The following is a 12,589-nucleotide window of genomic DNA, read 5'->3' as shown; positions in this document are numbered from 1 at the left end:
AATAAATTACTATCTTAATGCTGCGCACTATTATAATTTTGTTCAGAAATTTGTGTCAAGGCCTGCCTTGCTTGATCATCAGTTAGTTCACGGATTGCAAAATCACCAAGTGATACAATACCAATCAACTTCTCATCCTCTACAACGGGCAAACGACGAATTTGATGCTGTGCCATCAATTTTGCCGCCTCTCTAGTAGAAGCCTCTGGAGAAACAGTAATCAGGTCATTGCTCATGATTTCCTCCACTTTGGATGAGCCAGGATGCTTTTCTGCCACGCCTCTAATGACAATATCACGATCAGTAATCATACCAACAATTTTTTCTTTATCGACAATAGGAATAGCCCCTACATTTAATTCTTTCATTTTAACGGCTACTTCATAGATATTATCTAATAGAGTACAGCAGTCTACCTCATCAGTCATAATATCACGGATTTTTTCCATAAAATCGCCTCCAAAATTTATAGCTCTTTTCGTAAATTAGAATATCCAGCCATAATGGATTTATTCGCTAAATGATTTCGTTGCAAGTTACAGAAATTTCATCTATTATTAAATTGAATTAATCTTGCTTTATTACCAAATAATGAATACAGGCAAGCGTTTCTAGGAGGGATTTATTTATGAAATTCGAAAATACTGGTATTGAGGAATTCAAAGCAGACATAAACCGGCTTGATGACGTAATGCATCAGCATGGTTTAGTGCGCGCAGGACAATGGGATTATGAACGCGTTACATACGACAAAAAGTTTGAACTAAGAGAGGGAGTATTTTACCTTCGGATCCAAGGCTATTCTGTTGAAGGCGATGTAGATACCTTCAAAGCTGTGGTTCAATTGATGACTCCTCTGTTGGGAAAACATTATTACCCACACGGTGTTGAATACGGTGAAGGTGAAAACTTCCCTGCATCACTTGTAAATCAATGCAAAAAAATTATCGAAGATGTTAAAAATGAAATCAGCAAATTTGCTGTATAACGCACAAAAAGCCGCATGAATGTTAATCATGCGGCTTTTTTGATCTTAAAAACCTAAAATCGCTTTAATCATGGAAGTTGTTTCTCCGCCTCGGTAAAATACGTATAAGAGCAGGTAGACCACTACTCCGGTAGCGGCTGAAAAAAACCAGACGATGCTGGTAAAGGGGCCAAGACGGCGATGGAAGGTGAGTTTATTTTTATATCCTGAAATAAGAGACATTATCCCCAAGACTGCTCCTAACGTGGCCAAGGTAATATGAAAAATCAAAAATACAGTGTAGAATATTTTGATATTATCCGGTCCACCAAAGGATGTGTTCCCGATGAATATAGTTCTAGATGCATAAATAATAAAGAAAATAAGAGCAAAAATCCCTGCAAAAAACATAGTCCGTTTGTGTGCTTCCAATTTTCTTTGTTTAATTTGCCACCAGCCGATGGCAACTGTAATCCCGCTTAAAACGATAAAAGTGGTACTAATCGTGGGTAAAATTGGTATCGAATCCATGCATAAATCCTCTCTTTTTGTTTATTCTCCTCTTATAGTAGAGTAAACCTTCCTAAACTTCAACCAAAAGAAAAAGAGGTTGTCATTCGGACAGCCTCTATTTAATAAGCGATGGATTTAATTTTGGATTTAAATCGCGCTCGGTTTCTGCTTGGTCCTTACGATACCATTCAAAAAAGACGCGGAAAAGGATTACCCCATAAATGATTTCCTGCATAATCTTCATTAATACTCCGCCAAGCTGTTGGTCGTGGATTAAGGACATCGAACTAAACAGCTCAGGACCGCTTAAATTTAAGCTGTTAAAATTAGCGGTACCCACACACAAGCTCATCACGTTGCCCCATACATGCGGATCAGAATAGGTAGCATAAATAGGTGTGTCAGCAAAGATAATCAATGCGCAGGCCGGTGTTAAAAGAATGCCATCCGCAAAAATATACCCAACCTTTTTTAAACCGCTTAGGGTTTGATGCTCAGGAAGCTGATTAATTAATGGCCACCACATAAAAATGGCCACGACAAACAATAGAATCGAATAGCCTGCATGCAGCCAAATATTTTGCATGACATGATCAAAAATGATAGGAACATGGTAAAACGAAAATAACCCGTTAAAGATTATTAGAGCCATAAGCGGTCTAGTGAAAAACTTAAAGAGAGAGTTAAAAACTCCGATGCGTAAAACCGCTCTCCACAGCCATGCAGGTACACCCAAAATGAATAAAGGCGGAACAATCAAGACCAGTGCAGCCATCTGAATCATATGAATATAAAACATCAAATGGGCCATTAAGTCCAATGGAGATCCTTTAATAGCATACAAAAGAATCATTGAGGTAAGAAATAAAGACCCTTGCTGCCATGTTAAGGGCTCACTGTCCTGGAAACGGTGTCTAAATCTTGTGGTTAGAAGAAAAAATCCTCCTGTCAAAACAATCATAATCAATAAAAAATACGGGCTCCATAGCGCTTGAAAACCAAATATATCCAAGGTAAGCACTGCAATATCACCTCTAAAATAGTTAAAGAATCATCAACTTTATTATACCCTTGGCTTTTGGGATAGGCAAAGAAATGATGCTGCATATGTTTTCCATTTACTAAAAAAGAAAATCGGCTTTTAGCCGATTTTCTTTTTAACTCCTACCACCAAATAATGGTAGAAAATGCCCAAATCATAACCAAGCCAACAAATAAGCCTGAAAACAGGAATAAAGTTGGAGCCTCATGGCCTTTATGACTCATATGCATAAAATAAAACAATTGGAAAACCACTTGCACGAACGCTAAAAGAACGATAAATGGTATAGTAAACCACGCTGTAAATCCTTTAGCAGCTACAGCAGCAAAGGCAATCAATGTTAAGAAAATCATCAAAGCAAATGAAATGACTTGATATCTCATCTCTTCCGCACTTTTACGGCGGCGATATTCAAGGTCAACTCTTGGGTTACCTGAATTTAATTGTTGATTTGCCATCAGTTTATCCCACCATTCCCATTAAATATACAATAGTAAAGATGAATACCCATACAACATCAATAAAGTGCCAATACAAACTAAATACATAGAATTTTGGCGCGTTGTATAAGTCTAAGCCGCGTTTTGCATTACGTAACATTAACGATAAGCACCAAGCTAATCCGAAAGCGACGTGAGCTCCGTGGAAGCCAACAAGTGTGTAGAAAGCCGATCCAAAAGCACTGCTTGTAAATTTATGCCCTTCATGAACATAATGTGTGAACTCATAAACTTCAAGTCCTAAGAACCCAAGTCCTAATAGGACAGTAAGACCTAACCACACCATCATTTTTTTGAAGGCAAAGTTTTTCATTTGGTAAATAGCGTAAACACTTGTTAATGAGCTTGTTAATAACAGCATCGTTGCCACGAAGGTCAACGGAAGTTCAAATAAATCCTTTGCCAGAGGCTGAGAGGTATTTGGCACTTTATCCTTTAACGAAAGGTAAGTGGCGAAGAGAGAGGCGAATAGCACAGTCTCTCCCCCTAAGAATAACCAAAAACCTAAAAATTTATTTTTCGCTTCAAGGGTTGATTTCTCCGGCTCTGCAGGCCAAGTTTCATAAGTTAATTTTTCTTCAGCGTGCATTATGCCTTAACCCCCTTATTATCATCATCGTTCATTAATTCTTCTTTATGAATATGGAAACCATGGTCATCTTTAACAGAGCGTAATAACATGGAACCAAATGTTACGAGCAGACCAATAAACAAGACTGGCAATGCCCATCCCTTATCATCCACATGGTACATAGCACCGAAAGCGGCGATGAAAAGACCAAGCGATGTTGTAAATGGCAAGAAGGAAGCGTTTGGCATATGAATATCACCAAGCGGTTCAGCAGGTGTCATTTCTGTCTTACCTTCCATTTTCTCTAACCAGTAAGCATCCAAGCCACGGACAAGTGGAAGCTGCTTAAAGTTATAGAACGGCGGTGGAGATGGAATAGACCATTCTAATGTACGACCATCACCCCATGGGTCATTTCCAACTCTAACATTTTTTACAGATGTAACAATGATGTTAATCAATAACACAATAACACCGACAGACATGAAGGCAGCTCCAATGGAACTGATCATGTTTGAAGTTTCAAAGCCCTGCCCTGGCAGATAGGTAAATACGCGGCGCGGCATCCCCCATAGACCAAGGAAGTGCTGGATAAAGAATGTCATATGGAAGCCAATGAAGAAAGTCCAGAACGTAATCTTTCCCATTGTTTCATTTAACATTGTTCCAAACATCTTAGGCCAATAAAGATGTGTACCCGCTAAAAGCGCTAATACTACACCACCAACAATAACGTAGTGGAAGTGGGCAACAACGAAATATGTGTCATGATATTGATAGTCAGCGGCTGCAGAAGCCAGCATAACCCCGGTTACCCCACCCATAACGAATGTAGGGATAAACGCAAACGCATAATGCATTGGTGTTGTGAATTTAACACTACCACCCCACATTGTGAACAGCCAGTTAAAGATTTTAATACCTGTCGGTACCCCAATTGCCATTGTCGCTACAGCGAAGATAGCATTTGCAACTGGGCCAAGACCAGTTGTAAACATATGGTGTGCCCAAACCATGAATCCTAAGAAACCGATTAACACTGTTGCGAAAACCATGGATGAGTAACCAAATAAACGTTTTCTTGAGAACATTGCAAAGATTTCCGAGAAAATACCGAAAGCTGGCAAGATCAAGATATATACTTCTGGGTGACCAAAGATCCAGAATAAGTGTTCCCAAATTACGGTATTACCACCTTGAGCGACTTCAAAGAAATTAGCTCCAAATAGACGGTCAAACATCATTAATACTAATCCCACTGTTAATGGAGGGAATGCAAAAAGAATAAGTGCTGACGTTACAAATGTAGTCCAAGTAAACAACGGCATCCGCATATAGGTCATTCCAGGTGCACGCATGTTAATGATGGTTACAAGGAAGTTAATACCACCAATCAAAGTACCTAAACCTGAAATCTGTAAACCTAGAACATAGAAATCAACACCATGTCCTTTGGAGTGAATAGCAAGAGATGCATAAGAAGTCCAACCAGCATCTGGAGCTCCTCCTAAGAACCAAGAAAGGTTTAGAAAAATTCCGCCAAAGAAGAACAACCAAAATCCTAATGCGTTCACATAAGGAAAAGCTACGTCACGCGCTCCTATCTGGAGTGGCATAACGGCATTCATGAACGCGAACACAAGCGGCATGGCAGCTAAGAAAATCATTGTTGTTCCGTGCATTGTAATGATTTCATTAAATGCCCCGGCGCTTACAAAATCATTGTTAGGAACTGCAAGCTGGATACGGATAAAGACAGCTTCAATACCGCCAACTAAGAAGAAAAATCCACCTGCAATCAGATATAGGATGGCGATTTTTTTATGGTCAACTGTTGTTAAAAAGTCCCATAAAGTTGCACCAAATCCCTTTTTTTGAGCATAGGTACTCACGTTTTTACCTCCCTTTCAACCAAATCCCCTATTAGTCCTGAACCTTTAAGCCCATCAGATATTCTGCTAAAGCATTTAGCTGATCTTCCGTCATTTGCGGATACTTACCAGTCATAGTGTTGCCTGGCTTATAGGTTTCTGGATTACGAATCCAATTTTTTACTTCTTCCTTATTATGGTCCAAAATACCAGCTACACGTGATCTTTCGCCAAAGTTTGAAAGGTTCGGCGCGATACGAGCTGTTTCCGGCATTTTGTTTTCAGGTGTTACTGCATGGCAGCCAATACAGCTTTTATTAAAGATATCCTGACCTTGCTGTGCTAAAGCAGTTTGGGCTTTTTCAGGCGCTTTGACGCTCTGCATATCTTTCACCCAAGCATTGAAATCGTCTTTGCTCATTGCTTTTACTTTAAAGTCCATTAAAGCATGGGATGGTCCGCAAAGCTCAGCACATTTCCCATAGAAAAGATTTCCTGCTTCATTAGCCTTTGCTGCATCAAACTCTAACCAAAATTTATTAATATTGTCTGTATTTGTATCAAGCTTTCCGCCTACAGCCGGAATCCAGAAGGAGTGTTTAACATCCATGGATTTCAAACTGAAATATACCTTTTCATCGGTTGGTACAACTAGCTCTTGGCTGGTTACAATCTTTTGTTTAGGATATTCGAAATCCCACCAATATAAATGAGAACGAACATTAACTACAACTGCTTTAGAGTTTTTGTCATCCATTGTTTTAACATCCGCAAGCTTAAATGTTGCGGAAACAGTTGGAACAGCTAGAACCAAAAGCAAAAGAATCGGAATAACGGTCCAAATAATTTCTAATTTATGACTTCCTTCTACCTGTTTTGGTATCCTGTCATCCTTCCTTCTAAAACGGAAAAAGACGATAACAAAAATTAACATAACTACAATAATAACGCCAACCATAATTATCGTGCTTAGCTCCATCAAATCGTACTGGATGTCCGCAACTTCACCGGCTGGATTTAATGTGGATAAATATGGTTTACCACAACCGGAAAGTACAAGCGCTACCATCGCAAACAGCGAGAATAAACGCCAATTTGCTAGCCTTTTCATGCTTAATCAAACCCCTCTTTCACTTTTAGTTTATTATTTTATTGATTGATCAAAGAAGTATGTACGACCCCTTTCCCTCAAAAAAATTGCTTCAGGAAAGAAACGTCAGCAAAACTAGATTAATGTAACTATAACCATCGCCACAAAAATAATAGTCAAATATTGCAATGAGTAAACAAACATTAGTTTTGCCCACTTTATGTCATCTTTGATCTTATATCCATAAATCCCTAATGCAAGCCAGCCGAGATTTAAGACGGTGGCAAGAATTAGAAATGGGATTCCTAATTTAGTAAGAAAAAATGGGATTGGCAAAAGCACTGCAACCCAGAGTAAAATGTGAATTTTTGTCGTTTTAAACCCTTTCACTACAGGAAGCATTGGGATGTTCGCAGCTTTATACTCTTTCACCCTTCTCATCGCCAAAGCATAGAAATGAGGCGGCTGCCAAACAAACATTAACACAAATAACGCCCATGCCATGACATCAAGATTTGCATCTACTGCAGCCCAGCCAATCAACGGTGGTACAGCCCCAGAAATACTGCCAATAATGGTATTTGAGACTAGCTGTCTTTTTGACCATAATGTATATAAGAAAACATAACTAAAAACTCCAAGCAGTCCTATTACTGTTGCAGTTATCGTTGTAAACAATAAAAACAGTGTTCCCAGTCCTATAAGTAAAATACCTAACCCCAAAACTTTTACCGGCACCACTTTCCCGGTAACAGTAGGTCTAGATTTTGTTCTTTCCATTAAGTGATCGATATCCCGGTCAACGTAATTGTTTATTGCACAGGAACCGGCAACGATTAAAGCCGAACCCGCCACTGTAAAGAAGACAATATCTAAATTATTCAAAAAGCTAAGGCCGGAAAAATGCAATGCGAGCCAAAGACCTGTAAAGACAGTGATCAGATTGGAATTAACGATTCCAATTTTGATAAGGGCCATAAAGTCTTTCCAAACGGATGTTTTTTCTGAAACAGAATCCAGGCTTGTCGCACCATTTCCTATGGCAGCCTTTGAGTTGGACATTTAATTTCTCCTCCTGATTCTTAATACTGTCCTTTATCACTTGATGAAGCATACCCTCATTATGTATACCGTGATTTCAATAACACTTTCTCTGTATATTAAATCACACTTTCAGGAATTTTTGTGAACTTTTTTTGAATAATTTTTGACTAATTTGTGACTAAATAAAATTTCTTCTTATTTTCCCCTTGTTCAGGCCATTAAAGTTTTGTAAAAAAATAAAAAGGAAGTCTTTTATGTATTTATTTCAACAGTATTAATATTGGATTGTCGGAATTAAGACTGCAGTATGCAAACCCTTCGGTCTCTTGAAAAATTCATCCCTCTATAGTTCTAACAGACTACACCCTAAGTTTCAACGTTTTCCACTATAATAATAGTAATAAATTAACATTATCCATTTTCAAAAAAAATCCTATAAGAAACTAGGCTGAAATTCTGTTCTTTTTTTGGATAATTCGTTATGATGTATAAGTACTTTTAATCTTGCTTCTTTTTTTATCCATTATACTGTCAAGAATTTTTTTTGACAAATTATTGAACTTTAGTTAGAGGTGAAATTTTTTGCGACGCTCTTTGAAGTGGTTGGCTGTTGCCACCACCATTGGAATGATACTTATTTTACTCGGCGGGGCACTCGTTACCAAAACGGGTTCTGGAATGGGCTGCGGCAGATCTTGGCCATTATGCCACGGCAAGATTCTGCCTTCGGACATTACACCGGAACTTATTATTGAACTTGCCCACCGGCTTGTTTCAGGTGCAGTCGGCATCATGGTATTAATATTGTCCGTTTGGTCTTGGAAGGCAATCGGGCATGTAAGGGAAACAAAATTTCTTTCCTTTCTGTCTTTTTTCTTTCTGCTGCTCCAGGGGTTAATCGGAGCTGCTGCAGTAAAATGGGGACAATCTGATTTCGTCCTGGCTTTACATTTCGGTATTTCTCTCATTTCATTTGCGGCTGTTTTCTTATTAACGCTGCTCATTTTTGAAATCGATAAAAAGTTCGCCGCCGAGAAACTCTATATTGATAAACGGATGGGTTTCCATATTATTGGCGTTACCATTTATAGTTATATCGTCATTTATACCGGCGCCCTTGTCCGTCATACAAAATCAAGCCTTGTCTGCAGGGATTGGCCATTTTGTCTAAACGATTCTCCCGGACTTCCAAGCAATCTATATGAATGGGTGCAAATGGGCCACCGAACGGCCGCGGGCTTGATTTTTCTCTGGATTCTTTACATTACTGTGCTTGCTGTCCGTCATTATAAGCACCAAAGAGTCCTATATTGGGGCTGGATTATTTCGTTTATATTAGTATCATTGCAAGTAACCGCAGGCGCATTTATCATTTTTAGCCGCCTAAACCTTTACATCGCCTTGCTGCATGCTTTTTTTATTACTTGTTTATTCGGTCTCTTAAGCTATTTTGTCCTTTTATATTCAAGGTCAAAAAGGAACTTTCATTAAAAAAAGGCTGTCTCGAGTTTGAGACAGCCTTTTTCTTTATGCCTTAACTAGTTCAATCAAGAGGTCACCGGTTTGAATAGAGTCACCGTTTAATGCGTAGATGTCCTTTACAACACCGGAAAATGGTGCTTGAACGGTCGTTTCCATCTTCATCGCTTCCGTAATCATCAAATGATCACCACGTTCTACCTTTTCACCCTTCTCTACCAATACTTTAATAACTGTTCCAGGCATCGAGGCGGAAATATGGTTTTCATTTTTCGGATCCCCTTTAAGTCTAGAGACAACCTTTGCTTTAATACTCTCATCTTTTATAACCACTTCACGAGGCTGGCCATTTAATTCAAAATAGATGACTCTTGTCCCGTCTGCCTGCGGCTGACCAATCGAAACTAATTTCACAATTAGCGTTTTACCTGTTTCGATTTCTACTTCAATTTCTTCGCCCAATCGCATTCCATATAAGAAGGTTGGAGTATCAAGAACGGAAATATCCCCATACAGCTCTGTTGTTTTAGCATATTCCATAAACACCTTTGGATAAAGGGCATACGAAATAATTTCAAAATCAGTTACCTGTCTTCCCAATTCCTCATAAAGCTCTTCTTGTAACGTATTAAAATCAACTGGTTCAAGCAGTTCTCCAGGTCGCACTTCCAAAGGCTTCTTGCCTTTTAAAATCACCTTTTGCAGCTCCTCAGGGAATCCGCCATGCGGTTGACCTAAATAACCTTCAAACAATTCAACAACTGAATCAGGGAAATCGAGCGAATTTCCTTTTAATACGACGTCTTCCTCGTTTAAGTCATTTTGCACCATGAACAACGCCATATCGCCAACAACCTTTGAGGATGGGGTTACCTTGACAATATCGCCAAACATTTGGTTTACACGGGAGTACATTTCCTTTACTTCATCCCAGCGCTCGCCAAGCCCGACTGCCTTTGCCTGCTGCTGAAGGTTGCTGTATTGCCCCCCCGGCATTTCATGCTGATAAATTTCCGAATGCGGCGACATCATTCCGGACTCAAAATCTTGATAATATTTACGGACATCCTCCCAATAATGGGAAAGCTTTTCTAGAGCATCGATGTTTACATCAGGCTTTCGCTGATTGCCTTCTAAAGCGTAATAAAGGGAGTTACCACTCGGCTGGGAGGTTAACCCTGCCATTGAACTCAAGGCAACATCGACAATATCTACACCTCCGTCGATTGCACGGGCATAAGTATAAATCCCATTACCACTAGTATCATGAGTATGAAGGTGGATTGGTATATCGATTGTCGCTTTTAATTCTGACACAAGCCGGTAAGCAGCTTCTGGCTTCAATAGGCCTGCCATATCCTTTATGCCAAGAATATGGGCACCTTGATTTTCAAGCTCTTTGGCGAGGTTTTTATAGTAATCAAGATTGTATTTCGTTCTCGCAGGGTCCAATATATCCCCAGTATAACAAATGGATGCTTCGGCGATCTTTCCGGTCTGCCTTACAGCGTCGATAGCCACTTCCATTCCCTTGATCCAGTTTAAGCTGTCAAAAATTCGAAACACATCTATCCCAGCCGACGCTGATTGCATAACAAATTCCTTGATCAAATTGTCAGGATAGTTTTTATACCCAACAGCATTTGCTCCGCGAATTAACATTTGGAACAGAACATTCGGAATCTTTTCGCGAAGATTCAAGAGACGGTCCCAAGGGTCTTCCTTAAGGAACCGGTAGGCCACGTCAAACGTAGCTCCTCCCCACATTTCAAAAGAAAATAGCTCCGGCAATAGCTTTGCTGTCGGTTCGGCGATATGAGCGATATCAGTTGTGCGCATCCGTGTTGCGAGCAATGATTGATGGGCGTCTCGGAAAGTTGTGTCAGTTAACAGCACCTGCTTTTGATCTTTTACCCACTGGACGAGGCCATCAGCTCCTTGCTTTTCTAAAATTTGTTTAGTCCCTTCTTTATATGCTAAATCAAATGGCAGAGAAGGAATTCGCGGCTTTGAAAAAACAGGTCTTTTCTTTTTTTCAATGCCCGGAAAACCATTTACTGTTACGGTGCCGATATAGGACAGCATTTTTGTTCCCCTGTCTTTACGGACTGGGAAAATAAACAGTTCAGGTGTTGTATCAATAAAGGAGGTATCATACTTGCCGTTTAGGAACAATTCATGTTTCACAACGTTTTCTAAAAATGGAATATTCGTTTTGATTCCTCTTATCCTGAATTCCTGCAAATTACGAACCATTTTTGCAGCCGCCTGTTCAAACGTCAATGCCCATGTGGAAAGCTTCACTAATAATGAATCATAGTAAGGAGTAATGACTGCGCCTTGAAATCCATTCCCGGCATCCAGTCGAACGCCAAAACCACCACCAGAGCGGTACGCCATAATTTTGCCGGTATCAGGCATAAAGTTATTTAACGGGTCTTCTGTTGTAACCCTGGATTGAATAGCATATCCATATAAAAGAATCTTTTCTTGTACCGGTATCCCAATTAAAGGCCCATGCAGTTCATGTCCCTCGGCAACTAAAATCTGTGTCTGGACAATATCGATACCTGTTACCATTTCTGTAATGGTATGCTCCACTTGAACACGAGGGTTTACCTCAATAAAATAAAAGTCATTTTCCGAAACTAGAAATTCCACTGTTCCTGCATTGATGTAATTGACATTTTTCATTAATTTTACAGCAGCATTACAAATCTGCTTTCTTAACTCATCAGTAAGGGAGACGCTTGGAGCAATCTCGACCACCTTTTGGTGGCGCCGCTGGACAGAGCAATCCCTGTCAAAAAGATGAACAATATTTCCTTCTTTATCTCCAATAATCTGAACCTCAATATGTTTAGGTTTTTCAATTAATTTTTCCAGATAAACATCATCGTTTCCGAAGGCTGCCTTTGCTTCTGATTTAGCCCGTTCAAATGCTTCACGAACTTCTTCGCGGCTTCTGACAATTCTCATTCCTCGTCCACCGCCGCCAAGCGCTGCTTTGATGATGATTGGGAAGCTATGTTCTTCGGCAAATTCCAGCACTTCCTCAACACTGTTAACAGGGCCGCCGCTCCCTGGTATAACTGGTATTCCCGCCAGTTCAGCCTGGTAGCGGGCTTTTACCTTATCGCCAAACATATCTAAATGTTTAGATGCAGGACCGATAAACACAATCCCTTCTTCTTCGCAGCGTCTGGCAAAGTGGATATTCTCCGACAAAAAACCATAGCCCGGATGAATGGCGTCTGCACCACTTCTTTTAGCAATCCCAATGATTCCTTCAATATCCAGATAGGCATCAATTGGTTTCTTTCCTTCGCCCACTAAATATGCCTCATCTGCTTTATAGCGATGATAAGAGCCGGAATCCTCCTTTGAATAAATCGCAACAGTTCGAATATTCAGTTCAGTACAGGCGCGAAAAACCCTGATTGCAATTTCTCCACGGTTTGCAACCAATATTTTATTTATTTGTCTTGCCACATAAAACACCTCAATCTATG

Annotated in this window: 11 protein-coding genes; 2 read left to right on the top strand and 9 right to left on the bottom strand. The window is 39.8% G+C overall.

All coding sequences use genetic code 11. The annotated features are described in order from the left end of the window. Positions 1-14 precede the first annotated feature (14 nt). The gene (locus V5M37_RS08780) at positions 15-449 is read right to left on the bottom strand and encodes a CBS domain-containing protein (RefSeq protein ID WP_423801618.1); all 435 of its coding nucleotides are present in this window, start codon (positions 447-449) and stop codon (positions 15-17) included. Positions 450-628: 179 nt separating this feature from the next. Here V5M37_RS08780 and V5M37_RS08775 point away from each other — a divergent pair, with 179 nt between their 5' ends. After that, positions 629-988 carry a YugN family protein gene (locus V5M37_RS08775; RefSeq protein WP_423801617.1) on the top strand — a complete coding sequence of 120 codons (360 nt, stop codon included), beginning with the start codon at positions 629-631 and terminating at the stop codon, positions 986-988. Positions 989-1,033: 45 nt separating this feature from the next. Here V5M37_RS08775 and V5M37_RS08770 read toward each other — a convergent pair whose 3' ends face one another. From V5M37_RS08770 to cyoE, 7 genes are all read right to left on the bottom strand, one after another. Then, positions 1,034-1,498 carry a DUF420 domain-containing protein gene (locus V5M37_RS08770; protein ID WP_423801616.1) on the bottom strand — a complete coding sequence of 155 codons (465 nt, stop codon included), beginning with the start codon at positions 1,496-1,498 and terminating at the stop codon, positions 1,034-1,036. A gap of 97 nt (positions 1,499-1,595) precedes the next feature. Beyond that, a complete protein-coding gene (gene ctaG, locus V5M37_RS08765) occupies positions 1,596-2,501 on the bottom strand; it encodes a cytochrome c oxidase assembly factor CtaG (RefSeq protein WP_423801615.1) in 906 nt (301 codons plus the stop codon). A 143-nt stretch (positions 2,502-2,644) separates the two neighbouring features. Then, a complete protein-coding gene (ctaF, locus tag V5M37_RS08760) occupies positions 2,645-2,980 on the bottom strand; it encodes a cytochrome c oxidase subunit IVB (RefSeq protein ID WP_423801614.1) in 336 nt (111 codons plus the stop codon). A gap of 4 nt (positions 2,981-2,984) precedes the next feature. After that, positions 2,985-3,611, bottom strand: a complete 627-nt coding sequence (locus V5M37_RS08755) for a cytochrome c oxidase subunit 3 (RefSeq protein WP_423801613.1) — start codon at positions 3,609-3,611, stop codon at positions 2,985-2,987. After that, a complete protein-coding gene (gene ctaD, locus V5M37_RS08750; RefSeq protein ID WP_423801612.1) occupies positions 3,611-5,485 on the bottom strand; it encodes a cytochrome c oxidase subunit I in 1,875 nt (624 codons plus the stop codon). Before ctaD ends, V5M37_RS08755 begins: the two co-directional genes overlap by 1 nt. A 31-nt stretch (positions 5,486-5,516) precedes the next feature. Beyond that, complete coding sequence (gene coxB, locus V5M37_RS08745; protein WP_423801611.1) at positions 5,517-6,575, bottom strand: cytochrome c oxidase subunit II; 1,059 nt, start codon at positions 6,573-6,575, stop codon at positions 5,517-5,519. Between the two features lie 114 nt (positions 6,576-6,689). Further along, entirely contained in the window at positions 6,690-7,616 is a 927-nt protein-coding gene (gene cyoE, locus V5M37_RS08740; RefSeq protein WP_423801610.1) for a heme o synthase, read from the bottom strand. 564 nt (positions 7,617-8,180) lie between these two features. Between cyoE and V5M37_RS08735 the strand changes: the two genes are divergently transcribed. Beyond that, the gene (locus V5M37_RS08735; protein ID WP_423801609.1) at positions 8,181-9,089 is read left to right on the top strand and encodes a COX15/CtaA family protein; all 909 of its coding nucleotides are present in this window, start codon (positions 8,181-8,183) and stop codon (positions 9,087-9,089) included. A 36-nt stretch (positions 9,090-9,125) separates the two neighbouring features. On the opposite strand, the gene pyc is transcribed toward V5M37_RS08735, so the two are convergent. After that, positions 9,126-12,569: a pyruvate carboxylase gene (gene pyc / locus V5M37_RS08730; protein ID WP_423801608.1), complete on the bottom strand. Its 3,444-nt coding sequence runs from the start codon at positions 12,567-12,569 to the stop codon at positions 9,126-9,128. Positions 12,570-12,589: the final 20 nt, after the last annotated feature.

Origin of the sequence: Neobacillus sp. SAB-20_R2A (assembly GCF_049568635.1) — a bacterium.
Classification (GTDB): Bacteria; Bacillota; Bacilli; order Bacillales; family Cytobacillaceae; genus Neobacillus; species Neobacillus citreus.
This window is presented reverse-complemented; position numbering and strand designations above follow the sequence as displayed.